Origin of the sequence: Psychrobacter arcticus 273-4 (assembly GCF_000012305.1) — a bacterium.
Classification (GTDB): domain Bacteria; phylum Pseudomonadota; class Gammaproteobacteria; order Pseudomonadales; family Moraxellaceae; genus Psychrobacter; species Psychrobacter arcticus.
In genome coordinates this window covers 418940-445612 of record NC_007204.1, presented here as the reverse complement: position 1 = coordinate 445612, position 26673 = coordinate 418940, and the positions used below count along the sequence as shown (strand labels likewise).

19 protein-coding genes are annotated in these 26673 nt (G+C 42.6%); 11 read left to right on the top strand and 8 right to left on the bottom strand.

Annotated elements, in window-relative coordinates:
- The first annotated feature begins 4 nt into the window (after nt 1-4).
- Nucleotides 5-1045 carry an aldo/keto reductase gene (locus PSYC_RS01845; RefSeq protein WP_011279664.1) on the top strand — a complete coding sequence of 347 codons (1041 nt, stop codon included), beginning with the start codon at nt 5-7 and terminating at the stop codon, nt 1043-1045.
- A 134-nt stretch (nt 1046-1179) separates the two neighbouring features.
- Here PSYC_RS01845 and PSYC_RS01840 read toward each other — a convergent pair whose 3' ends face one another.
- Nucleotides 1180-1980, bottom strand: a complete 801-nt coding sequence (locus PSYC_RS01840) for a lysophospholipid acyltransferase family protein (protein WP_011279663.1) — start codon at nt 1978-1980, stop codon at nt 1180-1182.
- A 577-nt stretch (nt 1981-2557) separates the two neighbouring features.
- On the opposite strand from PSYC_RS01840, the gene hflX reads away from it, so the two are divergent.
- The 4 genes from hflX (at nt 2558) to PSYC_RS01820 (ending at nt 6720) form a co-directional block, all read left to right on the top strand.
- The gene (gene hflX, locus PSYC_RS01835; protein ID WP_011279662.1) at nt 2558-4027 is read left to right on the top strand and encodes a ribosome rescue GTPase HflX; all 1470 of its coding nucleotides are present in this window, start codon (nt 2558-2560) and stop codon (nt 4025-4027) included.
- A gap of 291 nt (nt 4028-4318) precedes the next feature.
- Complete coding sequence (locus PSYC_RS01830; protein WP_011279661.1) at nt 4319-4747, top strand: hypothetical protein; 429 nt, start codon at nt 4319-4321, stop codon at nt 4745-4747.
- Nucleotides 4748-4778: 31 nt separating this feature from the next.
- On the top strand, nt 4779-5468 hold the full coding sequence (locus tag PSYC_RS01825; RefSeq protein ID WP_011279660.1) for an LrgB family protein: 690 nt from the start codon (nt 4779-4781) through the stop codon (nt 5466-5468).
- Nucleotides 5469-5898: 430 nt separating this feature from the next.
- Complete coding sequence (locus PSYC_RS01820) at nt 5899-6720, top strand: lytic transglycosylase domain-containing protein (protein WP_011279659.1); 822 nt, start codon at nt 5899-5901, stop codon at nt 6718-6720.
- Nucleotides 6721-6866: 146 nt separating this feature from the next.
- Here the strand turns inward: PSYC_RS01820 and tsf are convergent, their stop codons facing one another.
- The 5 genes from tsf to PSYC_RS01795 all read right to left on the bottom strand — a co-directional run bounded on the left by tsf (nt 6867) and on the right by PSYC_RS01795 (nt 14908).
- Nucleotides 6867-7751 carry a translation elongation factor Ts gene (gene tsf / locus PSYC_RS01815; RefSeq protein ID WP_011279658.1) on the bottom strand — a complete coding sequence of 295 codons (885 nt, stop codon included), beginning with the start codon at nt 7749-7751 and terminating at the stop codon, nt 6867-6869.
- Between the two features lie 229 nt (nt 7752-7980).
- Nucleotides 7981-8775, bottom strand: coding sequence for a 30S ribosomal protein S2 (gene rpsB / locus PSYC_RS01810; RefSeq protein WP_011279657.1), 795 nt, complete (start codon nt 8773-8775; stop codon nt 7981-7983).
- 309 nt (nt 8776-9084) lie between these two features.
- On the bottom strand, nt 9085-10344 hold the full coding sequence (locus tag PSYC_RS01805) for a multidrug effflux MFS transporter (RefSeq protein WP_011279656.1): 1260 nt from the start codon (nt 10342-10344) through the stop codon (nt 9085-9087).
- A 216-nt stretch (nt 10345-10560) separates the two neighbouring features.
- On the bottom strand, nt 10561-11373 hold the full coding sequence (locus PSYC_RS01800; protein WP_011279655.1) for a crotonase/enoyl-CoA hydratase family protein: 813 nt from the start codon (nt 11371-11373) through the stop codon (nt 10561-10563).
- 127 nt (nt 11374-11500) lie between these two features.
- Nucleotides 11501-14908: an ATP-binding protein gene (locus PSYC_RS01795; RefSeq protein WP_011279654.1), complete on the bottom strand. Its 3408-nt coding sequence runs from the start codon at nt 14906-14908 to the stop codon at nt 11501-11503.
- A gap of 420 nt (nt 14909-15328) precedes the next feature.
- Here PSYC_RS01795 and cysM point away from each other — a divergent pair, with 420 nt between their 5' ends.
- The 6 genes from cysM to PSYC_RS01765 all read left to right on the top strand — a co-directional run bounded on the left by cysM (nt 15329) and on the right by PSYC_RS01765 (nt 23700).
- Nucleotides 15329-16285: a cysteine synthase CysM gene (gene cysM, locus PSYC_RS01790; protein WP_011279653.1), complete on the top strand. Its 957-nt coding sequence runs from the start codon at nt 15329-15331 to the stop codon at nt 16283-16285.
- 87 nt (nt 16286-16372) lie between these two features.
- A complete protein-coding gene (locus tag PSYC_RS01785; RefSeq protein WP_011279652.1) occupies nt 16373-17188 on the top strand; it encodes a 3'-5' exonuclease in 816 nt (271 codons plus the stop codon).
- Nucleotides 17189-17483: 295 nt separating this feature from the next.
- Nucleotides 17484-19022 (top strand): 23S rRNA (uracil(1939)-C(5))-methyltransferase RlmD, encoded by a 1539-nt coding sequence (rlmD, locus tag PSYC_RS01780; protein WP_011279651.1) that lies wholly within the window; start codon nt 17484-17486, stop codon nt 19020-19022.
- Nucleotides 19023-19386: 364 nt separating this feature from the next.
- On the top strand, nt 19387-21927 hold the full coding sequence (locus tag PSYC_RS01775) for a RelA/SpoT family protein (protein ID WP_011279650.1): 2541 nt from the start codon (nt 19387-19389) through the stop codon (nt 21925-21927).
- 64 nt (nt 21928-21991) lie between these two features.
- Nucleotides 21992-22921: a bifunctional DNA-formamidopyrimidine glycosylase/DNA-(apurinic or apyrimidinic site) lyase gene (gene mutM / locus PSYC_RS01770; RefSeq protein WP_011279649.1), complete on the top strand. Its 930-nt coding sequence runs from the start codon at nt 21992-21994 to the stop codon at nt 22919-22921.
- A 326-nt stretch (nt 22922-23247) separates the two neighbouring features.
- Entirely contained in the window at nt 23248-23700 is a 453-nt protein-coding gene (locus tag PSYC_RS01765; RefSeq protein WP_011279648.1) for a hypothetical protein, read from the top strand.
- Between the two features lie 102 nt (nt 23701-23802).
- Here the strand turns inward: PSYC_RS01765 and mscL are convergent, their stop codons facing one another.
- Together mscL and typA are read right to left on the bottom strand one after the other, a co-directional pair.
- A complete protein-coding gene (gene mscL / locus PSYC_RS01760; RefSeq protein ID WP_011279647.1) occupies nt 23803-24240 on the bottom strand; it encodes a large conductance mechanosensitive channel protein MscL in 438 nt (145 codons plus the stop codon).
- A gap of 392 nt (nt 24241-24632) precedes the next feature.
- Nucleotides 24633-26480 carry a translational GTPase TypA gene (typA, locus tag PSYC_RS01755; protein ID WP_011279646.1) on the bottom strand — a complete coding sequence of 616 codons (1848 nt, stop codon included), beginning with the start codon at nt 26478-26480 and terminating at the stop codon, nt 24633-24635.
- Between the last annotated feature and the right edge of the window lie 193 nt (nt 26481-26673).

Here is a 26673-nt window from a genome sequence, read left to right as displayed (position 1 = left end):
ACAGATGCAATATCAAACACTACCACAACTCAATGAAAAAGTTTCCAAAATCTGTTTGGGGACGATGACGTGGGGACAGCAAAACAGCGAAAGCGATGCACATGAGCAGATGGACTTAGCACTCAGCGAAGGCGTAAATTTTTGGGATACTGCTGAGATGTATCCGTCACCGCCGGATAAAAACAAGCAGGGCGATACCGAGCGCTTTATGGGTACTTGGTTTCATAAAACCAAACAGCGCGACAAAGTTGTGCTTGCCAGCAAAATATCGCCGATGGATTTTTTGCGTGATGGGCAAACACGCTTTAATGCCGCACATATCAGTAGCGCCATTGATGGCAATCTTGAGCGTTTGCAGACCGATTATATTGATATCTATCAGCTACACTGGCCTGAACGTCAAACAAACTATTTTAGTCAGCGTGGTTATACCGAAGCAATGGCAGCGCAGCCGCTCGATAATTTAACGCCTTTTTTAGAGACCATCCAAGCATTAAATGATGAGATTAAAAAAGGTCGTATTCGTGCTTATGGCTTATCAAATGATACTGCTTGGGGTCTGATGCGTTATTTATGGGAAGCGGATAAAAACGGTTTGATTGCACCCATCACCGTGCAAAACCCGTATAGTTTGCTTAACCGCTTATATGAAGTGGCTATGGCAGAGATTGCGCATCGTGATAACGTGGGTTTACTTGCTTATTCACCGCTTGGCTTTGGTGTATTGTCTGGTAAGTATCTCGACGGTAAACGTCCAACTGGCGCGCGTCTGACCATGTACGATCGCTTTGCCCGTTATACCAATGAGCAAGCACTAGCAGCCACCGCTCAATATGCCAAAATTGCGGCGGATGCCGGTTTAGATATGGCACAGATGGCATTGGCTTTTGTTAACTCGCGCTCGTTTGTGACCAGTAACATTATTGGTGCAACCTCGACCGAGCAGCTAAAATCTAACATCGATAGCATCCATTTAACCTTAAGCTCAGATGTACTAGCCGCTATCGAAGCTGTACATACGCAGCAACCCAATCCGTCACCATAATTGAGGCTTATCGGATTTTTATAAATTAAGATGAAAGCATTTATAAATTAAAAAAGGCGCAAATCGCAAGTATTATCACTGCGATTTACGCCTTTTTCATACACCCTTAACTAACCGATTTAAAGAATATAGCATTAAACTTTCGCTATTTTGGTCAATACGCGCGAATGTAATTCAGCTAAGCCTTCTCGCATACGTGCTTGTAATAAATCCGTCAGCTGACTTTTGGTCAAACCTTTAGGATCGATAGCTTCTAGTGGTAAGACGTAAGCGGTGACATCTTTACTATCTAATACCTTCTTTAAGCTGTCTTTCATCGTAAGCTTGCCGTAATAGGGTAATGCTTCACTTAACGTGCCATCTTTATTGACATAAGCAATCACCAGCGGGCGCACAGGTACGTCAGCATCTATTGCAGCTTGTAGTAAGGTGCCATGAATACGTTTGATTTTTTTGCCATCTGTGGTGGTCGCTTCAGGAAAAAAGATAACCGAAAAACCTTTGGTTAGAAAGTTGGCGATTTGCGAGGCGACTGAGCCTACATCACCGGAACCACGTTCGATAAATACCGTGCCTGCCGCGTGTGCCAGTTTACCAAAGATAGGCCACTCACCAATTTCAGCTTTGGATAAAAAGAAGGCAGGGCTTACTGTACCGACCACAGGGATGTCCATCCATGATACATGGTTAGAGACCCATAACCCGTGATGTTGCTCTACTCGCTCAACAGCAATAACCTTGACGCCAAAAGAGCCTGCCATTTTACGGCAAAAAGCTTGGATATAGCGTGGCAGTGTTTCGCGTGGCGGCTGTTTAAATGCCCCAATACGTTGGGCGGCGCGTAACCCACCAGCGATCGTGGTGGTCATGCCAGCAATCTGTTTGCCGCGCCCCAATTGCTGTTTGATTGAAAAGCCTGATTTGGGTTGGCTCATCTGTGTCCCTCGTGATTAAAAACTTATGATTATATATGGTAAACAAACGCAATAAGTATAACAAAGTTTATTCAGCCAGTGACGACTTGTTCACCGAGTTATGAATAGGTTTTGTGAGTAATTTGCTGCTAATATCTCTAACTGATGCAGTTTAGAAAGACTATCGTTGAAATACTTTAAAGTCGCTACCGTATTGCTGGTGTAAATTTTTTGCAGCCTCTGTCTGCGTAGGCACAGCAAGCAAGAAAAATTTGCACCAGCAGTACGTGTTGTATCGATATTACTTTTCACCGACTATATCGCACTGCTAGGATGAAATACTGACTAATGAACTCTGTAACATAAAATCATCGATAATTGTGTGAATACGCTTTAATATCAACTGATAAGACCACATATAAATGGTTATCTGAACGCGACTATTATGATTTTTTCTATTTATATAAGATTGGTCACTTACTCAATTTATTGAATAAAACCCATCTATTTAGCACTAATATTTAGAACTGATATTTAGAACTGAGATTTAGAATAAGCAGCGTTGCGATTTATTTACTTTATGCATAGGTGATACTCTTTGGAATATTTTGAAAGACATACCGGTGGCGAGCGCGCCATCATCGTACATTTAGACATCCGCCAAATTCAAGATCCTGATGATCTGGGTGAGTTTGAGCTATTGGCAGACTCAGCAGGCGCAGATCGCTTGGCACTGGTCACAGGCTCTCGTGCACGTCCCGATGCCAGATATTTCGTTGGTAGCGGCAAAGCAGAAGAGATAGCAGAATTGGTGCGCGAGCATGATGCGGATATCGTGCTTTTTAACCACAGCTTATCGCCTTCACAAGAGCGTAATATTGAAGCCTTGGTGCAATGCCGCGTACTTGATCGTACGGGTCTGATTTTGGACATTTTTGCGCAGCGTGCACGTACTTATGAAGGTAAACTACAAGTAGAGCTGGCGCAGCTTAATCATTTATCAACGCGTTTAGTTCGTGGTTGGACGCATTTGGAACGTCAAAAAGGCGGTATTGGTCTGCGTGGACCCGGTGAAACTCAGCTTGAGACGGATCGCCGTTTGCTACAAGTGCGAGTCATGCAGCTCAAAAGTAGAATTGAAAAAGTCAGACAGACACGTGCGCAAGGTCGAGCTCGCCGCCAAAAATCAGATGTGCCGACTATCTCACTTGTTGGTTATACCAATGCTGGCAAGTCCACTTTATTTAATCGCTTGGTCGATGAAAATATCTATGCGGCCGATAAATTGTTTGCGACGCTCGACCCGACGCTACGCCGCCTAGATTGGCAAGGTGTGGGACGCGTGGTATTGGTCGATACCGTAGGTTTTGTCCGTCACCTGCCACATGAGTTGGTTGAATCTTTCCATGCAACCTTAGAAGAGACGCTTGAGGCAGACTTATTGCTACATGTCATCGATTCTTCGAGCGAAGACATGCATGAGCAAATTCAAGCGGTGAAAGATGTACTTGCTGAAATTGATAATGATGTGCCTGTGCTCAATGTTTATAACAAGATCGATTTAACCGATGAGCCTGCACGTATCGGTTATGCCAGCGAAGGTCAGCCTAATCGCGTCTATGTTTCTTCTAGAGAAAACTTAGGCATGGAAGAATTGTCATTAGCCGTGCAGCAGTTACTCACTGGCACACTGACTACCTTTGATTTGACACTGCCCTATAATGCTGGGCAGTTAAAAAATGCCTTGTATGAGCTGGGTGTTATCCAAGAAGAAAGCTATGATGACAGTGGTCATGAGTGCTTAACGATTCGCTTGCCAAGCGATAGACTGAGACAGTTACTTGGTCAAGCCAACTTAGAGCCTTTAGATGTATTGCCATTAGCGCAAGCGACATTGCTGATGCCGATACTTGAAGAGTTTGAAAAACCTGATGAAGATGAAGAACAAACGATGACGGACGCTGAAGAAAAAGCGTTTGCTGAATTTGAGGCGTTAAATGCTGAAGCTGAAAGAGCAGCACAAGACTTGATAACAGAAGACATTCAAACACCTGACTCGCAAAAATAAGTCATTTACTTAGAATATTTTGAAGGAAGATAAAAGGACGCTATCGATGAATAGCGTCCTTTTTAATGTTAAATCAACATAGCACACAAGAGAAACTTGTACCAGCAGTAGCTATATATCGATATATTAATGTATCGATTTTATTACTTACAGTACTATATCGCCACTATTGACCGATACGCTTTATTAGTTGGCGCACTCTATATATAATCACTTATATACTGCACTCGTGAGTCTCCTCTCACTCATCTTTTTACCCTCTTATCTACACCTAACGTGGTCCACTTGCTTATGAAGTCTACCCATTCTTCAAAGATGCCTTTATGGATGGCATTACTCCTGACGCTCACCATTGTCATTACTGTGCGTGAGTCGGCGGTAATTATCTGTCAGTGGGCAGGTATTGAAAAAGCTGCCAATATCGTTGGCTTATTGACCATGTTTTTTATTTTGATTATTTGGCGGTTTATCAAAGGTATCCCAAGTTGGCTTACCCAAGCGAGTAATACCTTGCTTGTCGATAGTGGCTTTGCTTTTTTACCAGTCTCTACCGGTGCAGGCTTGCTGTTATTTGCTTTAGGAGATGAGCTATGGGGCTTTATGCTAACCATACTGATTAGTACGCTGATACCGATTTGGGGATTCGCTTTATTATCCAATCGCTGGCTAAAGCGCAATAATCATGCGAACAATAACACTACTATTAACGAGCAAAAATGACAGCCTTGAGCGGTATAAAAAAAGGAATACTATGAGTTTTGATAATGTGTTTGTGGCAACCCTTGCAGCGATATTGCTCACTTTAACAGCCCATATAATTGCTCGCATATTGGCACGCAAACTCTCATGGTTGCCGATGGTCATTACCGCACTGGTATTGGTCGTTATACTTTTATTCATTTTTCGATGGGATTACAATCATTATTACGGCGTGGCCAAACCTGTCTTTGACCATTTGTTAGGTTATGTCACTGTCTTATTGGCAATACCTTTGGCTGCCATGAATTTCAAAGGTTTACCGGTAAAGAAACTTGTCCTGATTGTGGCGATGGCAAGTTTGATTGGGGCATTATTACCCATGTCATTGGCATACCTATTTTCACTCAGTCACGACACGATACTGGCATTTGCCAGTCGTTCAGTGACCACTCCAATTGGTCTGAGCATCGCAGATTTAATCAAAGCACCTCTGGCGATGGCAAACCTGATTATTATCGTTTCAGGTATCATTGGCGGGACGTTGGCACGTTTCTTATTTATCGGCATTGAGGATGACCGCGCCAAAGGCTTAGCGCTTGGCTTAGTCGCTCATGCTTTTGGCACAGTAGAAGCGTGGCAGATTAGTCATACAGCGGGACGATATGCCGCGTTTGGCTTGGCAGTGAATGGTTTGGTCACTGCTGTCTGGGTACCTATCTTTGTCACGGCACTGTCAGTTTAATAGAATTTCGATACAATATAATTTCGATACAATAAAACCAAGCGCAGATAGTACAAGTAGTACATCAAGCGAGGATGACAATGTAGCGGATTTATATAGATTTGACTATAGTCTGTAGCCGCTTCTGACCTCGCACTTAACAAGTGCACCCTGCAATATCATATTGATTTCATTAAAAAATTTTATAATTAAAATATTTATTTAGATAGCTTATTAGGGCAATCAGATGTAGTAAAAATTTATTATATGTTATAGTAAGCAACTATTATTTTTTGTATCTATTGCAATTGGTTTTTGTTAGCCGTGGCTTTGTTTTATAGCGCTGAGGTTAGAGCCTATAAAACAAAGCCACGATAACCGCTTTGTCGCGCAAACCGATGTGTCTATGAGCAAGGCTATTTGCTACTACTCGATAAAAAGTGATAACCCTATGATCAATATTGCACCTTTCATGACCCGCTGCTTGTCTCCTATTTTACTCACCGCCGTCGCTCTATCTAGCCTACCTATCGCTGCTCAAGCAGGCAATATGTATATCTATAAAGATAAAGGCGGACAAGTACTCCTGACTAACGTCAATCCCAGTGGTAATTTTGATAAGTTTACTAAAAAAGTAAAAGTCACTTATTATAAAGATTCCAGTCTATATGATAGTGGTAGCAGCAATAGTAGTAATGATTACGGCAGTAGCTCGGCTAGCAGCAGCGGCACTCGTAACTCTTACGATAGCTATATTCTAGCCTCAGCGCAGCGCCACGGTGTCGATCCAGGGCTTATGAAAGCCATGATGCACACTGAATCTGCCTTTAATCCCAATGCTCGCTCACCAGTCGGTGCACAGGGTTTAATGCAGCTGATGCCAGCTACAGCACGTCGATTTAAAGTGAGTAACCCTTGGAATCCTGCTGATAACATCGAAGGTTCTGCCAAATATATCGCTTGGCTGATGCGCCGTTTTAACAACAATGTCGAGTTTGCAGTAGCGGGTTACAATGCCGGTGAAGGTAACATTGATAAGTACAATGGCATTCCACCGTTTAAAGAAACACGTAACTATGTTAAAAGCGTGATGAGCCGTTATCATAGCCTGTATAAAAACGATTCAGGGCTATCAGGCAATAGCATGAATGCCAATAATAGTAATATTGGAACTACTAGTAATGGCGGTGGTATTCAAAACGTCAGTTACGGCACGAGTAGTAATAGTAATAGCCCAAGCTATGCCAACTCTGCTTATTTGGCATTGCGCTAATCTCGTAAATCCAAAATAAAAACAACAGTCACAAAAGAGCCCGTTAAAATAAATAACGGGCTCTTTTGTGCTTGATTGCTTTTTATATAAAACAACCTATAAGTACTGAGCAAAATATACTCAGTACTCACAGCAAATTTTATAAATTATTTGTTAGCTAGTGCTTGGGTTGCAGCAACTTCAGCAGCAAAGTCTTCTTGCTTCTTCTCAATGCCTTCACCGACTTCTAAACGTTTGAAGCCAAGTACTTTTACGCCTTCAGCTTTTAATACGTCACCAACTTTTTTCTCATTGTCCATAACGTAAGACTGACGTAGTAACGTCACTTCTTCTAGGTACTTACGTAGGCCACCTTCGATCATTTTTTCAACGATGTTGTCAGGCTTGCCAGACTCACGTGCTTTTGCTTCAATGATGTCTTTTTCGCGCGCTAACAAATCAGCAGCAACGTCTTCGTCATCAATAGCAACTGGGTTGAACGCAGCGATGTGCATAGCAAGGTTTTTACCAGTTTCTGCACTGCCACCTTCATAAGATACCACTACGCCGATACGTAGACCATGGCGATATGCAGCAATGTTAGCGCCTTCAAGTACTTCAACACGGCGGATTTGGATATTCTCACCGATTTTTTGTACCAAAGATACGCGAGCTTCTTCAACAGTCTGATCATTGCCATATGGCAATTCAGCGATAGCAGCTACGTCAGTCACATTGTTTTCTAATGCAATGTTCGCTACTGTTTCTGCAAATGCAGTGAAGTTTTCGTCTTTTGCAACGAAGTCAGTTTGGCAGTTAACTTCTAACAAGAATGCTTTGCTTTCGCCTTGAGCGATGATGATAGCGCCATCAGCTGCGATGTTACCCGCTTTTTTAGCTGCTTTTGCTTGACCAGATTTACGTAGGTTATCAATGGCAGTTTCAACATCGCCATTTGATTCTTCTAACGCTTTTTTACATTCCATCATGCCAAGACCAGTACGGTCACGCAATTCTTTTACCATTTTGGCAGATACTTTTACTTCTGACATAAGAGTTACCTTTTATTATGTATGTGAGTGCACAATATCTAAACGCACTTAAATTCTGTATGGCGGCTTAACAACGCCACTTTAATAAATCCGCTGTAACAATAAGGCATGACGAGTAACACTACATCATGCCTATTGTTTATCTCTATGCTGTTAGTCACGTTATATGGCTGCCAATAGATAAATTATCAAGGTACCCTTACAACGTTAAACCATATCACTCAGCGATTTATTCTGCTGGAGTAGCAGCTTCTTCAGTTTGAGCATCAGCCGCTTCTTCAGTAGCAGGTGCTTCTTGCTCAGCTTTACCACCAGCTTGAGTTTGTGCGTATTCTTTACCAGCGATGATTGCATCAGCCATAGAAGTTACGTACAAAGTCACGGCACGGATAGCATCATCGTTTGCTGGGATGATGTAATCAACGTTATCTGGGTTAGAGTTAGTATCAACGATACCGATAACTGGGATACCTAGGTTTTTAGCTTCTTTGATAGCGATTGCTTCATGATCTACGTCTACAACGAAGATTGCGTCAGGTAGACCGCCCATGTCTTTGATACCGCCCAATGAACGCTCAAGTTTTTCCATATCGCGAGTACGCTCTAACGCTTCACGTTTGGTTAGCTTAGCAAATGTACCGTCTTCAGCTTGCTTCTCAAGCTCTTTTAGACGATTGATTGACTGGCGTAGTGTTTTCCAGTTAGTCAACATACCACCTAACCAGCGATGGTCAACGTATGGCATACCAGCGCGTGCTGCTTGCTCAGCGATAACACCACTTGCTGCGCGTTTAGTACCAACAAATAATACTTTGTTTTTCTTAGCTGCTAAGCCGTTAACGTAAGTCAATGCTTCGTTAAACGCTTTTACCGTGTGCTCTAGGTTAATGATGTGAATCTTGTTACGGGCGCCAAAGATATATGGACCCATTTTTGGATTCCAAAAACGTGTTTGGTGACCAAAGTGAGCGCCGGCTTGTAGTAGGTCGCGCATTTCAATTTTGGTTGGATTCTTTGTAGCCATGTTAAATGTCCTGTTGGTTGGGTTATGCCTCCACATCACAAAAACTGCCTATCTAGCGACACGCATCTGCCATTATTAATGCTTATCAATAGCGCATTAATCTTTTAGTAACTTTGGGCAAATTAATCAAGTCGCCAAACACCCAGCAATTTTTTGCCATGATGTGTGTGTCATTGGTTGATGGGTTGGTTTAAAAAATTGAGCTATGATTTGAACGTACAGAATACTGTAGAATAAAAATAGCTGGGCTGTATTTTATCATATAACGCTTAGCGACTGCTAGCGCTATTACAAATAGCTAATGCTCAATTAATCTGCATTATCAAGGTTCAAATTACGGTCTATCTGCCAAATTAAATAGCAACCAAGACTCATCAGTGAAAACATCGCGATACCGATTTTTAGTACTGGATTGACGGGGAATAAATTTAACAACAATCCACCAAAGATACCTACTGAGAACATCAGCGAGCCTTGTAGCGCACTTGCCATACCCGCACGGCGCTGTTGAAAAGCCAAGGCAATCGCTGAAGAGTTGGGCTGAGTCAAACCTAGACCTGCAATACAAAAGAAAATACAGGCTAATACCAATGGCAGCCAGGCATCTGTACCAAACACAATACCGAGGGTAAATAGCGCCCCTGCTGAGATGACTTGCATCATCGCCCCAAAACGTAAAATACTCAAAATACGAAAACGGTTGGTGAGCCATTGGTTAAGCTGCGTTAATGCTACAAATCCTGCGGCATTCATCCCAAATAGCCAGCCAAAATGTGTGGCTGATAGGCCATAAGTATCCATGATTAATTCAGACGCTGAGCTAATATAGACAAACATTGCGCCCATCAATAATCCGCCACCAATCGCCGGATAATTAAAGGTGGGATCTTTGAGCAACTCCCAATATTGACTGAGTATCTCTTTAGCAGGACGTACATTGCGATTTTCTTCGCTAAGCGTTTCAAAAAAGAAAAACTTGGTGAGTAATAAATTGAGCGTACCAAAAGCCGCCAAAAACCAAAATATAGAGTGCCAGCTAAAGAACTGTAAGAACACTGCGCCAAGTGATGGCGCTAATATCGGCGCTAAACCCATTACCAAAATCATAATAGAGAACGCTTTGGCAGTTTGCTTGGCTGTTAGGCGATCACGAATCGCTGCACGGGTAACAACTGCCCCCACACACGCACCGAGTGCTTGCAACGTACGACCGGTGAACAACACATATTCATTATTGGTGGTTGCACAAATAATGGAGGCAATCACATATAAAACCATGCCTATGTATAAAGGTTTGACGCGGCCAACGCGGTCACTAAAGGGTCCATAAAATAGCTGCCCAAATACCAATCCGACAAAATAAGCGGGTACGGAGTTTGCCATAAAGGCAGTCGATACGCCAAAGTCATCGGCCATCGATGGTAACGCTGGCAGATACATATCAATAGATAAAGGTCCTACCGCAACGATAAGACCCAGCATCATAATCCATGCGACAGGTAAATCGGCAGAGCGCACGCGGTCAGCAGCAACCGGTTTATTAGGAAGAGGGAATTTTGGAGCAGACATAGTTAAACCCTTTGACCTAGTGATTGTTATTTTATTTTTATCGACGAACCGCTATGCAAGCAGACAGTCTTATATCGCACTGTCTGCGTATATTTCAATAGAGGTATCACGTTACTAAAACAAACTTTAATCCATAAAACAATGGTTCGTTTAAAAAAATAATGGTTCGTTTAAAATAGGGCCAAGTTATTTAAACAATAAGCCATCTAAACTGTATTAACGGAACTGGCGCTTGCCAAATACGGTACTGGCTTGCTTGGCTTTTCTAAGGGCCAGTTTACGATTGCGCCCGAACATCATTTTTAACTGCCAGACTTTTTCTATATATAAAGTCATCGCAGATTGCTCAAACATGGCATTGATAACGCGTTTACTTGCCAGCACCGCATCGGGTGAACGTTCTGAAAATTCAGCAGCAAGTTGCTGCGCCTGTTCAAGCGGCGTGTCACTACAATGGCTGACTAGCCCTAGCTCTTTGCCTTCTTCTGCATTAACGGTACGGGCTGTCATTGCCAGCTCTTTTAGGATATCAGCGCGTACCACACCAAACCCAGATTGGGTCAAGCCCATATCTGGTACTAGCCCCCACTTTGCTTCCATAATAGACAATTTACAATCAGGATGGCTGATACGAATATCACATGCCAGCGCCAGCTGTAAGCCTGCACCGACACAATAGCCTTCAAGTACGGCTATGACAGGTACTGGGACATCGCGCCATACCAAACAAACACGCTGAAATGAGCTTTGCCAAGGTTTGATCAGCTCCCATAGCGCAAAAGCTTGGTTTTTTGGGTGGTTTAAGTCGCCCAAATCGATACCTGCGCAGAAGGTGCCTTCAGCACCATTTAAAATTACTGCACGTATCGTTTTGTCTTTACTGATGCGACCGGCTACCGCAATCAACTCTTCAATCACTTTAAAGCTCATGGCGTTTTTTTTCTTTGGTCGATTGATAGTCACGGTTAAAATGTCGTCGGTTGCGCTGACTTGTAACGTTTCATATTGGTAGGTGGCGATAGTGTACATAATCATCCTTAATAATTGAAATAATAGCTTGTATATAGACTGATATTAACAGCCTTGCCTCTCCGCTACTTTGTCAATAACTGACTGCCACGATATCGTTAGTCCTTAACACCATAGAACCCTCTATTTAAATCATTTTCCAAGTCATATCATTCTCACTCAGACGATGATAATTAAGCTGCGGATAAGCAGACAAATCAAGCGTTTGTAAGTTATTTAAAGCCGTTAATAAAGCCTCATAATAAGGCTCTAGCATTGCAAACTGCGCAGGCGTGGTATGTTGGATATTTAATAAACACCTCTCCTCTAAATCTTGGCTGGCTTGGCGCAGTTGTGGCACGCCCGTATAACGACTGCCGCCCAGTATCCGGTGGGCAATTTGCGCAAGCATACTGCGATTGTGCGCCTCCCATGCTTGCGTCAATGCTTGTTTTTCATCATTAATGGTATCGAGCATCATAATGATCAGCTTGGCAGCGAGATCCGGTTTATTGGCTGAGCGCATCAATGCATCTTGCCAATTTAGAATATCCAAAGTATTAAACACAGAGGCGTTTAAGTGACTGTTTTTTTGCAGATAAGCAGTATTTACTAACAACTCATCTTTATTATCATCGAGCGTTTGAATAGAACGCGTGCCAAATACCGATTGCCCTTGTTCTTGAAAACGCAGGCTTTCATAGCGTGGCTGAGTGTCACGTCGACTTTCACGCCTATAATCTTCACGCGGTTGACTGTCTCTTAGATAGTCATCACGGATTTTTTTTAATGATAAAGGTCGCGTAACTCTTTTCTCATTGCTCATCTTGGTAGGTTTATAACTCTTAACCTGCTCGCTTCGAATCATTTGATAAGTAGGCGGCGCTCCACTTGCTATACTAAGACTTTGTGAGTGCTCATCATTTTCTGCCGTTAATGGTGATGACGAAGCACTACGCCCGAGCCATTTTTGCAATACTTGTAGCAGCTGTGGCTGACTAATAGGCTTGCCGACATAATCATTAATACCACTAGCGATTAATTTATCACGCTCATCTGCCAGTCCATGTGCAGTGAGAGCAATAATGGGAATATGACTATCTGCTGCTTCAATCTTACGAATTTGCCGCGCCGCCTCATGCCCTGACATACGTGGCATTTGAATATCCATAAAGATAAGGTCGATACTGTTTTTATGCTGTGCCTTACCCTTTTCTTCTGTCGTCGTGTCTTCAATATGTAGGGCACTAACCGCTGATTTACTGACATCATCTCGCGTGACCGCTTTTGAGATTTGGGTTTTTTTCGACAGACTTTGTTTTTCAGTTTTGGCAGATTTGATATTTTTCGTTTGTTGCTTACTAATCATCTCTATCGCATCAAAGCCATTACTGGCCGTAATAACATGAATACCAAGTTCGCTCAGCAGCGCATCAAGTACCAGTAAATTTGGCAGATGATCATCGACTGCCAATACAGTAACGCCCTTCCAACGTGGTTCTGCAATACCAGTAGGTACGCTACGCTTTTGCGTATCAAGCATCGCATATAACTGTCTTTTGTCTAATGGCTCATACAAGATATTGGCATGGTAACGATTGAGTAGTGCTTGATCAGCGGCAACTTGATAACCAAAGACAGCAAGCTTACCTTGATAATGCAGACGTATTTGCTTAAGCAGTGCCATCATATCGTCTTGGGTATCATCATCAACGATGACCCAATCCCAATAGTTACCGTGCTCTTTTAACGATTCAAGTAAGCCAGGCAAGGAGTTGGCTTGGGTCAGTGTAATAGGCAAATGATGCAAACTGGCTTTTAGTACTTGTATAGACGCGGTGTGGTTAATCCAAATAAGAACATTAAACTCATCGGTCGCACTTGCCAATGGCGCTAATACTGGCAGCTCAATGGTCTGTCCGGTTGCTGCTTCTAATACATCAACATGCGCTGGCATACGAAACCAAAACGTTGCGCCTTGATTCGAGATGTTCTCTTGCATGTTGTCATAAAAACCAATATCACCACCCATCAGTCGCGTTAACTGCTTGGAGATGACCAGACCCAATCCTGTGCCACCATATTGACGCGTGATGGATGGATCTCCTTGGCTAAAGCTTTGAAAGAGCATTTTTTGATCAGAGAGTGAAATGCCCTTGCCACTGTCTTGCACGCTAATCATCAAATAATTGTCTTGATAGTCGTCTAAACTAACGCGTACCACCACGTCACCGCTATCAGTAAATTTAATCGCATTACCGACAATATTGGTCAATACTTGCTTAAGGCGCAGCGCATCGCCATTAACACGCATTGGCACATCGTTATAGAACAGTACCGCCATGCGCAGACCTTTTTCTGCAGACACCGGTGACAGCATATCAACTACGTCATAGATAGTGTCATAAAGATCAAATTCATGGCGATCAAGCACCAACTTACCCGCTTCAATTTTGGAGAAATCAAGCACATCATTGACTAATGCCAATAAGTGGGCGGATGATTTGCGGATGGTTTGTACATACAAGTCTTGTTCGGGATTGAGCTCACCGTGACGCGCGAGCAAATTAATAAAACCATCGATACTGTTGAGCGGCGTACGCAGCTCATGACTGATATTGGCTAAAAACGCTGATTTGGCTTGGCTGGTAGAGATTGCCGCATCACGTGCATTGCGAATAGAGATATTTTGCATTTCCATCTCATCAAAAGCAAGACGCAAATCATCTTCTGTCTGCTCCGCATGTTCTTTAAGCTCTTGAAAACTGACATATAAACGGCGTAATGTTCTAACCAAGTCTTGTTGTAATAAATTTAGCTCACCATTTGACTCAACTGGGATAGGCTGATAAAGGTTATCGACATGAGTACGCTGTAATTGCAAACGCAGCTCATAGATAGGCGCAATCCAACGTTTTGAGTAGATGTTTAAACTCAGTAGCAGAATTAACAGCGTAAACAAACCAGTGATCACCAATGCCATAGCAATACGGTAGCGCGCGATATAAAGCGGTTCACTATCCATATCGACTAATAACCACAGCGTTTGACCATCAAATTCACCCAATATACTGCCGTAAGCGGTACCAATGGGAGTTGGTTGTTGCGCCAAAAAACGCTCTGAGGGATCTACTGCGGGCCACGCCTCGTCCGTACCATAGCCGACTGTCGCGAGTACCTCATTATTCTGATTGACAATGGCGATACGCTGGACGTGTTGCTCTGCCCGCATACGCCCGAGTTTATCTTGGATACCCTCTAGCGTTGCCATCGCAGCTTGTAAGACACTGTTGGTAGTGCTTTCATTGTTGTTTTCTGTCGTCTGCGCCTTGGCATCATTTTGCGCTAACAGCTCAGGGACAATCTCTGCAATCGTTGGCGAATAGCGGATAAGCACCGCCTCAGCCAACACTGCTTGCTCTGAATTACTGGCACGCATGGTTTCATAAAACACCAAGATACCACCCACTGCTGCCAGTAAACAGATGGGCAAAAATACCAATATAACCAGCTGACCATAAGCGCTACTGGTATCAAAACGTTTTTTGTAAGCCATGCTGGGTACCATCTCCACTACTGTTTTTGCTACCAATATTTTACAATGCTTTTACTGATCGCTTATTTATCATCTATCAACGACTATATATAGCTTGCGATTATCTTAACAGGATTCTATCAGCGGCGGTTAGACAATCCTTATCCAAGCTCTCTACCTAAGCGCTGTCAAAAACTAAATGATATGATGGTGCAAATTTTTATTTGCCACAATAAACACCTGACAGCCGCGCTGTATTCACTTATTATTGTTAGCGCATTTATTAATACGTGATTATTTAACACTTCGATACCAGCGTATTATCCAATTATCAAAACACGACTGTCACCTTTAACGCATGGTTTTACAGACAACGCGTTACTATCTCGTTAAACTATTTGAAACCGATACCACTGAAACCGATACCACTAAGGATACTTTATGTCCGCTACAGCTCCGTTAAACGTCAACTTTATCACCCAGATTACTGACCTTGCTGATTGCGTCGGTCAAACGCCCTTGGTCAAATTGCAGCGTTTACCTGAGCAAGAGCAGATTGACAATGGTGCCATCATGCTTGCCAAGCTTGAAGGTAATAATCCTGCTGGCTCTGTCAAAGACCGCCCTGCGTTTAATATGATCTATCAAGCGGAGCGGCGCGGTGATATCAAGCCAGGTGACATGTTGATTGAGGCAACCAGTGGCAATACCGGTATTGCTTTAGCCATGGTGGCGGCAATGCGCGGCTATCCGATTACCTTGTTTATGCCAAGTAACTCAACCCAAGAACGTAAAGATGCCATGACTGCTTATGGTGCAACGCTGATTCAGGTAGAAGAAGGGATAGAAGCAGCGCGCGATATGGCATTACAAATGCAAGCAGATGGCAAAGGTATTGTATTAGATCAATTTAATAACCCTGATAATAAACAAGCGCATTATCTGACTACAGGGCCTGAGCTGTGGGCGCAAACTGAGGGTAAAATCACTCATTTTATCAGCTCTATGGGCACTACTGGCACTATTACCGGTGTAGCACAGTATTTAAAAGAGCAAAACCCTGCCATACAAATCATCGGTCTACAACCTGATGAGGAAGCAGCTATTGCTGGTATCCGCCGCTGGCCTGCCGCTTATATGCCAGGAATTTTTGATGCCGACCTAGTCGATGAGATTATGGATATCGATCAGCGCGTCGCTGAGGTCTATATGCGTAAGCTTGCCAAAACTGAAGGGATATTTGCGGGTGTCTCCTCCGGTGCAGCGGCATGGGCCGCCACACAAGTCGCTAAAGCAAATCCTGATGCCGTCATTGCCTTTATCGTCTGTGATCGGGGTGATCGTTATTTATCGACTGGCTTATATAATGTCGATGACAGCATAGATAATGCAAACTAAAATCGTTTATAAACCGCTGACAATGCCGTTGATGCTGTTAGCGCGTTTAATGCAGTACAGTAAAACAATAATTAGGTAGAAACCTCTATGTCACAAGCTTTTTCGTCTGACCCTATACTGGTCTTTGATATTGAGACGGTTGCGGATGTCGATGCTGCCCGCCGTATTTATCCGCAATTGGCAGAGCTCAATGATGCAGATACGCTCAGTGCGTTGACTGCCATTCGCATACAAGAAGCTGGGCATGATTTTATGCGTTTGCCATTGCAGCGCATTGTCTGTATCTCTGCGCTGTACATCAAAGATGGAATATTTTCGTTATTTTCGCTCACCGCTGATAAATTTAGCGAAGAAGAGATTCTTGCCAAGTTTTTTCGCGCATTTAATGATATTGAAAAACTGCCTAAACTGATTAGCTGGAACGGCTCAGGTTTTGATATTCCTGTGCTTATTTATCGTGCCATGCAATATGATTTGGCAGCGCCTTGGTTATTTGAAGAAGGCGAGCGTATCAAAAACATGCGTTTTGATAATTATGTCAATCGCTTCCATACGCGCCATATTGATTTGATGGATCGGTTTAGCCAATATGGTGCCAGTCGCCGCGAAGCTATGGATGTCGTTGCGAGCTTATATGGCTTGCCCGGTAAGACGGATGTCGATGGCAGTATGGTTGGCGAGCTTGTCAGCAATAATGATTGGCAAACGCTGTCAATATATTGCGAGTCTGATGTGATGAATACCTGGCTGATATATCTGCGCTGGCTGCGCTTGACTGGACAGCTGTCTTTACCAGATTTTGCAGTTTGGCAGCAGCAAAGTCGTGATTATTTAACCAAATTTACCCAAGCAGATGGCACGCCACGTCATCAGGCATTTTTGAATGATTGGCTTAACAGCTAAAAATTTTAGCTAACTATAGTCGGTGAAAAGCAATATCGATACAACACGTACTACTGGTGCAAATTTTTCTTGCTTGCTGTGCCTACGCAGACAGAGGCTGCAAAAAATTTACACCAGCAATACTGTAGCGACTTTAAAGTATTTCAACGATAGCGTACTGATAAATGCTGTCTATAAGCGATGATGATAGGTTTATAATCATCGCTTTTTTTACTTTGTGAGCGCCTAATACCTTGGCAGCTTTATATGTTAAAATTGCTATTATTTTTAACACCTTCATTTTATAGGCAGGTTTATGCAACCCACCGATTCAAAGACATCTACCTCAGATACGACCGAGCAGCCAAATGAGACTCAAACGATTACGATTCCGCCTAGTAAGAAAAAATCTAAGCCTTCGTCAAAGACGCGTCGTCGTCTAAAAGATGCTGAACCACTACCCTTTGCTATCGATGGCTTGTCACATGATGGTCGCGGCGTTGCCGTATACGGTAATGGGTTTGTGGAAGCCGATGGCCATATCACAGACAAACATGGCAAAAAAATCTTTGTCAGCTTTGCCTTGCCGGGTGAAAGCGCGTTGGTCAAAATTACCAATAGCCGTACCAGCTTTGAAGAAGGCGATGCCGTGAACATCACCGCCAATCCAAATCCTGAGCGCGTTGTACCTCCCTGCCCGCATTTTGGTGTTTGCGGCGGCTGTAATCTGCAACATTGGCAGCCAGAGGCACAAATTAACTTTAAGCAATCTGTCCTTGCTGAGATGCTAGTGCATCAAGCCAATGTGGCACCCGATCACTGGCTTGAACCAGTGGTTGGTGATCGTCTTGGCTACCGTACCAAAGCGCGACTGGGTGTGCGTTATGTTGCCAAAAAAGAAACTGCCTTGGTTGGCTTTCGTGAGCGCTCAAGTAACTTTTTGGCGGAGTTAAATGAATGTCATATTTTAGATCCACGTATCGGCTTTGAAATTGAAAACTTAAAAACCCTTATTAGCACTTTAGAGAGCCGTAATAAGATTGCTCAGCTTGAATTGGCGATGGGCGAGTATTTGCCAGAGTTGCCTGATGGCGATCAACCAGTCGCGCTGATTGTGCGTAATCTTGAGCCATTGTCAGATGCTGATATTGATAAGCTCAAGGTCTTTTTTGCGGCACGCAATTGGCAGTTATACTTGCAACCAAAGGGTGCGGATAGCATCCAGCGTATTGCCTTAACGGCTGCAGATGATTTAAGTGAGCAATTTGGACGTTTGTATTATCAATTGCCAGAGTATGATTTGACGTTTGAGTTTATCCCTACCGATTTTACCCAAGTCAATCTGTCGGTAAACCGTCAGATGACCAAGCTTGCTTGTGATTTGCTTGATTTAAAAGCGGGCGAGCGCGTTCTAGATTTATTTAGCGGTTTGGGCAACTTTAGCTTACCACTAGCACGATTGGTTGGTGAAACTGGCTCAGTTGTTGGTGTTGAAGGTAGTGAAGCCATGACTATACGCGCCGCTGACAATGCGCGCCGCAATGGTATTAATAACACCGAGTTTTATAGCCAGGATTTGACGCACGACTGTACGGATAAACCGTGGGCCAACCAAGGTTTTGATGCGCTGCTTATCGATCCACCACGTTCTGGCGCTTGGGAGATTATGCAATATTTACCTAAGTTTAATGCTGAGCGAATTGTCTATGTTTCCTGTAATCCTGCGACGCTTGCTCGTGATACCAAAGCACTACTCGAACAAGGCTATCGTTTAACGCATGCTGGCGTGATGGATATGTTTTGTCATACTGGTCACGTTGAGTCAATTGCACGCTTTGAAAAAGTCTCTGCTTAAACCCTATGTGATGGCAGCGTTTGGTGTTAACCCATGATTTTTATAGGCGTGAACAGATACAAGATAACAATCACACCTGTTTTATCTGCATAACGAGGCTAACGCTATCATTACAGAGGCTTGCTTGATTTGTCATCGCAACATGCGATAATAACAACCACTGCTTTTATTATTTATAAAAATACAGTGAGCCTACGTGCTCATGTTTCTATGCAAGATCCCTATAATTGATTTTATAGCTGCTAAAAAATGGATTTTTTAGCGGCTGTACTGATTTATAACTGACCATTTATCAATAGCAAGCTCATATCTCGCATTGTAGATGGCGTTATCATCAAGTCAAAATAGCTAAGAGGAGTGGGCTATGGTAAAAATTCGTGAAGGATTACCGCTGGTAGATGGACAAACCACGCAAGCCGACAGCGCAACTTTGGCAGCGCAACTGGTCGCGAATCAACGCTCGCATCAGTCTGCCAATAGCTATGCTCAAATCCCACTAGATATCAAGTATCAACTTGCCACTCGTAAACTCCATACCACCTTTGATCGCTCTGTCAATTACGCATATTACAGTCATGACTCAAATCTTGAAAATGACTATTTAAGGGATAAAATCCTTGATGAATCCGAGGCGTTTTCACAACAAGAGCTTGAAGCGTTAGATTTGGATCACATCAATATTGACGTACCCACTTGGCTTGACAATGTTGCCAAGCGTATTGGGCAAGATTCGGTACCCAATCTTAGCGCTGCCTGTGCGTTTATACGTAAGCACATGAATACCAGTGCATCGGAGCGTTCGGGCGCTTACGTGACTGGTATTGGCATGACTGATATCTTAACCTATCTCTATCAAGATGAAGATGCCCTTGTCGCTGCCATGCTCTATCGCAGTGCGCGCCAATCGATTATTAGTCTTAACGATATTGAAAAAAAGTTTGGCGCGGATATTTCAACCTTGGTTAAAGATACTTTGGCGATGGGTCAATTGTCTGAGATTATTGAAAGTAATAAGCGCTTAGAAGATCACTTTGTAAATAACCAACGTGACCAGCTATCAAATATTTATAGTATGCTGATCTCAGTCACCAACGATGTCCGGGTGGTACTGATTAAGCTTTCTGAACGTACTTTTGCTATGCGCGAGCTGACCTTTTCTAATGAAGATCGGCAAACTCGTGTGGCGCGTGAGGTTATGACCATTTACGCGCCGTTGGCACATCGCTTGGGTATTGCCCAGCTTAAATGGGAGCTTGAAGATTTAGCGTTTCGTTACCTTGCCCCTGACCGTTATAAAGAGATTGCCAAGCTGTTGTCAGAAAAGCGTAGCGAGCGTGAATCCTATATTCAGCGCGTACAAGATAGGCTCAATGAGTCTTTGGCAGAATCGGGTATTGAGGGCGAAGTTTCAGGACGTGTTAAGCACATTTATTCTATTTATCGAAAAATGAAGCTCAAAGGTTTATCCTTTGATCAGCTGTACGATATCCGTGCGCTGCGCGTTTTAGTGACCACTCCTTCAGACTGTTATCATGTCCTTGGGCTGGTACACGGGTTGTGGCGTTATATTCCTGAACAATTTGACGATTATATTACCAATCCAAAGTCTAATGGTTATCGTTCACTCCATACTGCAGTCATCGCTGAAAACAAATCGCTTGAGGTGCAGATTCGTACTCAAGAGATGCATTTTGAAGCCGAGCTTGGCATGTGTGCCCATGTCAATTACAAAGAAGGTCTAAAAAATAAGAAGGATAACTACCTTAACCAGCGAATCAGTTCATTACGTCAACTACTGTCTATCAATAATCAGCCGCGCTCATCCTTATCGACTGGTGACGAGTTAGAAGAAACTGAGTTTGATGATGAAGAGCAGTTGGTTGATTTTGATGAGCTCGAACGTATTTACATCTTTAGTCGTGATGGTGATATTACTGAGTTGCCAAAAGGCGCGACTGTGTTAGATTTTGCCTATTATGTCCATACGCAAGTCGGTAACCGCGCCCAAGCAGCACGGGTTAATCAGCGTTATGTGCCGCTGACCTATCAGCTCAAAACGGGCGAGCAAGTCGAGATTATTACCAAATCTTCACGTGAGCCCAATCGCGATTGGCTGGTGGCTTCACTGGGCTATATCCATACCAACCGTGCCCGCTCAAAACTTCGTCAATGGTTTAATAAACAAGACCGCGATAAGAATATCGAGATCGGTCGTCAGATGCTAAGTAAAGAGCTTGAACGCCTATCGGTGCACCCAAATAGCATTGATTTAAACGATTATACGCAGCATTTTAATGTTAATAATACTGACGATATCGTGGTCGGTCTGGTAACGGGTGAAATTGGTCTAAATCAGCTCACCAGCCATATTTCTCGTCAATTGCATCTAGAGCCTGAAAGATCTGAAGAAGATTTTGCCCCTACTATTGATAAAAGAGAATCAGGCAAGCTTGATGCTTATAAAATTCAAATCGATGGCTTAGATAATATTGAGGTTGGTTTGGCAGGCTGCTGTCATCCTGTACACGGTGAGCCTATTGCAGGTTACATTACTTTATCGCGCGGTGTCAGTGTTCATAACCGTGGTTGTCCTGAATATCTGCGCTTGATTGAACGTGACCCTGAACGCGAAATTAAGGCAGCTTGGAAGATTAAATCAGGTCGCTATCAGCCGGTTGATATTCATATAGAAGCGTATGACAGACGCGGGTTATTGCGTGACTTAACCCAAATTATTGATAAAGAGAACGTCAATATTCGTCAAGTTCAAACACTCAGTAACGATGATAATATTGCCTTTTTAAAGTTTCATATTGAGGTGTCGGGGCTGGCGCATTTATCCAAGTTACTTGCCAAGCTTGAACAGCAACACGGTATCTTGCATGCGCGGCGCGCGGTTGCTTAATGAGACTATTGATGTCATATCCCAAAGATACATTTAATCCTTAATAGAGATGTTATAAAATACTATGCCTGAGTTGCCAGAAGTAGAAACAACAAAAACCAGCCTTGCACCCTTATTAGGTCAAAAAGTCACCAACGTACAAGTATTTCAACCAAAACTGCGTTGGTCAATACCTGATAATTTAGCAGATTTGGTTGATTACACATTAGACAGCGTTGAGCGACGAGCAAAGTATTTAATTCTTAATTTTATACCGCTAGCTGATGATGGTATCTCATCTACTGTTCAACCTAGGAATTTACAGCCGCGACAGCTTTTGGTTCATCTTGGGATGTCAGGTAGCCTTCAACAACACAATCATGCAAGCGATAAGCGCAAACATGACCATCTAATCATGAGTTTTATCGGCGCTGATAGTACCCAAACACAGCTACACTATTATGACCCCAGACGCTTTGGATCTATCTTATGGCTTGAAGAGTATGGCGATAAACTGTTAAATCATTTGGGACCTGAGCCATTATCAGATGCGTTCACTGCAGACTATTTATATCACCTAATCCAACGTAGCCGACAGTCCATCCAAACTCAAAACAGTAAATCGATTAAAAAGCAACCCATCAAACGAGCCATTAAATCTGTGATTATGGAGCAGCAAGCTGTGGTCGGCGTTGGCAATATTTATGCAACTGAAAGCTTATATCTCTCAGGTATTCATCCTGCGACCCCAGCTAATGAAGTGTCATATGCGCAAATAGTTATACTGGTTGCCCATATCAAAACCATTCTACAGAAGGCAATTAAGCTTGGTGGTTCCACACTGCGTGATTTTACCGTTGCTGATGGTCAAACAGGCTATTTCCAACAGACCTTGAACGTCTATGGTAGGCAAGGTAACGCTTGTCCACACTGCGAATCCACTTTAGAAAACATTAAGCTGAATGGACGTGCTAGTGTCTACTGCCCTCTTTGTCAGCCAATCATTTCAATGTAAATTTGCTCAAAATAAAGATTTCCTAGATTAACACACCAAGTGCAACGCTTACTTACACATTCTGGCTAAGTCACTTTTAATCGTCTATCATCGGAATAAACCGACTAACAAACATGTCCTCATATGCTGCGCATTTTTGTTGCTTATTGACCTACATATTGCTTTAATAGAGCCAGTACTTACAAAAACAGTACTTACAAAAACACTGCAAGCCATTTATTTATCAGTAATATATATGTCATTTATCGTTGCCGTGATGTCTCTATTCTTGTAGAGATATCGAAGCTTCTATACATCATACTATTTATGTGTTTTAGGATATCATTATGACTGCTCAAGCTAATATCAAATGCACCGCGAAATATAAACTATTAACGGTTATGGTAAGTGCCAGTTTAGCGTTTGCGAGCATGCAGTCTGCTTTGGCAGCGATAGAAATTGATGAAACAGATTTTGGCCCCTCTTATGAGACTATGGCTGTAGATACTGTTGTAGGCAAACCATTACAATTGATAGCAGCCGTCGCAGGCACAGCAGCTTATATCGTCAGTCTGCCCTTCTCTTTGATCGGTGGTAATGCTGAGCAAGCACAGCAGAAGCTTGTTGTTGAACCATGGAATGCCATGAGTCGTTGCTTAGGCTGTACGATTGCTGAAGACAACTATTATAAATCGCAGGTCGTTGATAACAACGTTGATAATAACGTTGTGCGTATCGTGGTTGATCAACCATCAGAGATTATTATTAATACCAATGACCATGTTGTCGTTAGACCTTAAATATAAATGCAGTTAAGTACTTATAAACAAACCCAATAAGAAAAAGGCTAACATAACGTTAGCCTTTTTTATTTTTTAATCTGACAGTCAGTAAAAATACGCTTACTTATTAATATTACCAAGCTTAGCGCTAATTTCGCGCAGCAATTGCACTTCTTCAGAAGGTCCTGCGATTTTCTCTACAACCTCATCTGCACGGCGCAATCTATTGACCATTTTTACCATCATAAAGATAATAAATGCCAGAATTAAAAAGTTAATCAATACCGTAATAAAATTACCATAAGCCAATACAGGAACGCCAGCGGCTTTGAGAGCATCATAAGTCATTACTACACCTTCAGGTGTATCACCTAGTATCAAAAACATATTTTTAAAATTAATTTCACCGCCGGCAATAAAAGCAACGATGGGCATGATAACGTCCTCTACTAAAGACTTTGTGATCGTAGCGAACGCTCCACCGATAATCACACCGACGGCGAGATCCATCACATTGCCTTTTAAAGCAAATTTTTTAAACTCAGATACCATACTCATAATCTATCTCCTCAAAAATCTTATCGACCATAAAATAAGCGTATATAGTCGGTGAAAAGTAATATCGATACAACACGTAATACTGGTGCAAATTTTTCTGGCTTGCTGTGCCTACGCAGACAGAGGCTACAAAAAATTTACACCAGCATTACTGTAGCGACTTTAAAGTATTTCAACTATAAATGATGAATCTAACTTTGGATTTCAATCATGAGCATAAAATTGTTCGTCTTTTTAGCAAATTATATCCGACTATTGTCTTTTTATTTTATGCAAAAGGCAACACAAAAAAAAGCAGCATAGAATAGTTGGTATACCACTATTCTATGCTGCTCATTAGATATCTTTAATACGGAACCAAATAATGGATAACCACTATTTATTGTTCAATATTAAGCACCTTTCTTACGACCATAACGCTTACGTTCACTTTCAGTCAAATAGCGCTTACGTAGACGAATCGCTTTTGGCGTTACTTCTACCAATTCATCATCTTGGATGAATTCTAGTGCTTGCTCAAGCGTAAACTTGACTGCTGGCGTTAGTGTTAGCGCTTCATCAGTACCACTAGCACGGACGTTGGTTAACTGCTTAGCAGTCGTCGGGTTAACGGCCATGTCATCGTTACGTGAGTTAAGACCAACGATCATACCTTCGTAAACTTCAAGCTGTGGCTCAGCGAATAATTTACCGCGTTTTTGTAGGTTAAATAGAGCAAAACCTAGGCAAACACCCTTCGCCATAGAAACCAACACACCATTCGAGCGACCACCAACATCACCAATCTTTTGTGGACCGTAATGTGAGAAGCTTGACGTCATGATCCCTGAACCTGAAGTCAAGGTTAAGAACTCAGAGCGGAAACCAATCAAACCACGGGCAGGCATAGTCGCTTCAATACGCATACGACCTTTACCATCAAGTTCCATATTGGTCATCTCGCCTTTACGCAAGCCAATCTGCTCCATGATAGAACCTTGATGCTCATCTTCAATATCGAAGACCACGTTTTCATACGGCTCTTGTAGCTTACCATCAACTTCTTTAACAATAACTTCTGGGCCTGAAACACCCATCTCAAAACCTTCACGGCGCATGTTTTCGATAAGTACAGATAGATGAAGCTCACCGCGACCTGATACTTTGAATTTATCAGGAGACTCTGTATCTTCTACACGTAATGCGACGTTATGAATCAATTCACGCTCAAGACGTTCACGAATGTTACGCGAGGTCACAAATTTGCCGTCACGACCAGCAAAAGGTGAGTTATTTACTTGGAAGTTCATTGAAACAGTAGGTTCATCAACCGTCAAAGGCTTTAATGCTTCGACAGTGCTAGGATCACAAATCGTATCAGAGATATTTAGTGCATCAATACCAGTAATACAAACGATATCGCCTGCTTGCGCATCTTCTACATCAATACGATCAAGACCATGATAACCCATAATTTTCAAAATACGGCCATTACGAGTATTGCCATTTTTATCAATGACAGTCACTTGTGTATTGGTTTTTACTTTACCGCGCTGAATACGACCAATACCGATAACACCAACGAAGCTGTTGTAATCAAGGCTTGAGATTTGCATACGGAAAGGTGCTTCAGCATCCACTTGAGGAGGCTGAACCACATCAACAATAGTTTTGAAAAGTGGCGTCATGTCATCAGCTAAGTTATCAGCTTCTAGACCAGCAATACCATTCAATGCTGAGGCATATACCACTGGGAAATCTAACTGCTCATCAGTCGCACCAAGGTTATCAAACAAATCAAAGATTTGATCCATTACCCAATCAGGACGTGAGCCAGGACGGTCAATTTTATTGATGACAACGATAGGTTTTAGACCTTGCTCGAACGCTTTTTGAGTCACAAAACGGGTCTGAGGCATTGGACCATCAACCGCATCAACGACTAGAAGTACGCAGTCAACCATAGACATTACACGTTCAACTTCACCACCAAAGTCGGCGTGACCTGGGGTATCAACAATGTTGATACGGTATTCTGTACCGTCAGTGTTATCTGTCCAACGAATGGCTGTATTTTTAGCCAGAATAGTAATACCACGTTCTTGCTCAATATCACCTGAATCCATTGCACGCTCAGCAATGTTGGCACGGTCACCAAAAGTACCAGACTGATGTAATAGCTTATCAACCAAAGTAGTTTTACCGTGGTCAACGTGGGCAATAATTGCAATGTTACGCAGGTGTTTGATATCGTTCGCCATATAAAATGCTCGTTTCGTCTTAAAAAAATGCAGTAGCAGTAAGCACCGCTGGATAAACTTTTGCCATTAACCAGATAAGTAGGATTACGTTATGATTAAATAACCATACAATAGGTACAGCTAGATAATTAATAGAAGTAAAACATAGACTTATGGTGATGAATCCATCGTACAGATAGCTATGCTAATGTAC

What these genes read in the sequence shown, in the direction of transcription:
- typA (WP_011279646.1), bottom strand. Translation starts at nt 26,480, where the DNA reads ATGGCGAACGATATCAAACACCTGCGTAACATTGCAATTATTGCCCAC.
- cysM (WP_011279653.1), top strand. Translation starts at nt 15,329, where the DNA reads ATGTCCGCTACAGCTCCGTTAAACGTCAACTTTATCACCCAGATTACT.
- PSYC_RS01795 (WP_011279654.1), bottom strand. Translation starts at nt 14,908, where the DNA reads ATGGCTTACAAAAAACGTTTTGATACCAGTAGCGCTTATGGTCAGCTG.
- PSYC_RS01800 (WP_011279655.1), bottom strand. Translation starts at nt 11,373, where the DNA reads ATGTACACTATCGCCACCTACCAATATGAAACGTTACAAGTCAGCGCA.
- PSYC_RS01830 (WP_011279661.1), top strand. Translation starts at nt 4,319, where the DNA reads ATGAAGTCTACCCATTCTTCAAAGATGCCTTTATGGATGGCATTACTC.
- rlmD (WP_011279651.1), top strand. Translation starts at nt 17,484, where the DNA reads ATGCAACCCACCGATTCAAAGACATCTACCTCAGATACGACCGAGCAG.
- PSYC_RS01845 (WP_011279664.1), top strand. Translation starts at nt 5, where the DNA reads ATGCAATATCAAACACTACCACAACTCAATGAAAAAGTTTCCAAAATC.
- PSYC_RS01805 (WP_011279656.1), bottom strand. Translation starts at nt 10,344, where the DNA reads ATGTCTGCTCCAAAATTCCCTCTTCCTAATAAACCGGTTGCTGCTGAC.
- tsf (WP_011279658.1), bottom strand. Translation starts at nt 7,751, where the DNA reads ATGTCAGAAGTAAAAGTATCTGCCAAAATGGTAAAAGAATTGCGTGAC.
- PSYC_RS01775 (WP_011279650.1), top strand. Translation starts at nt 19,387, where the DNA reads ATGGTAAAAATTCGTGAAGGATTACCGCTGGTAGATGGACAAACCACG.
- PSYC_RS01785 (WP_011279652.1), top strand. Translation starts at nt 16,373, where the DNA reads ATGTCACAAGCTTTTTCGTCTGACCCTATACTGGTCTTTGATATTGAG.
- PSYC_RS01840 (WP_011279663.1), bottom strand. Translation starts at nt 1,980, where the DNA reads ATGAGCCAACCCAAATCAGGCTTTTCAATCAAACAGCAATTGGGGCGC.
- PSYC_RS01820 (WP_011279659.1), top strand. Translation starts at nt 5,899, where the DNA reads ATGATCAATATTGCACCTTTCATGACCCGCTGCTTGTCTCCTATTTTA.
- mutM (WP_011279649.1), top strand. Translation starts at nt 21,992, where the DNA reads ATGCCTGAGTTGCCAGAAGTAGAAACAACAAAAACCAGCCTTGCACCC.
- PSYC_RS01825 (WP_011279660.1), top strand. Translation starts at nt 4,779, where the DNA reads ATGAGTTTTGATAATGTGTTTGTGGCAACCCTTGCAGCGATATTGCTC.
- PSYC_RS01765 (WP_011279648.1), top strand. Translation starts at nt 23,248, where the DNA reads ATGACTGCTCAAGCTAATATCAAATGCACCGCGAAATATAAACTATTA.
- rpsB (WP_011279657.1), bottom strand. Translation starts at nt 8,775, where the DNA reads ATGGCTACAAAGAATCCAACCAAAATTGAAATGCGCGACCTACTACAA.
- mscL (WP_011279647.1), bottom strand. Translation starts at nt 24,240, where the DNA reads ATGAGTATGGTATCTGAGTTTAAAAAATTTGCTTTAAAAGGCAATGTG.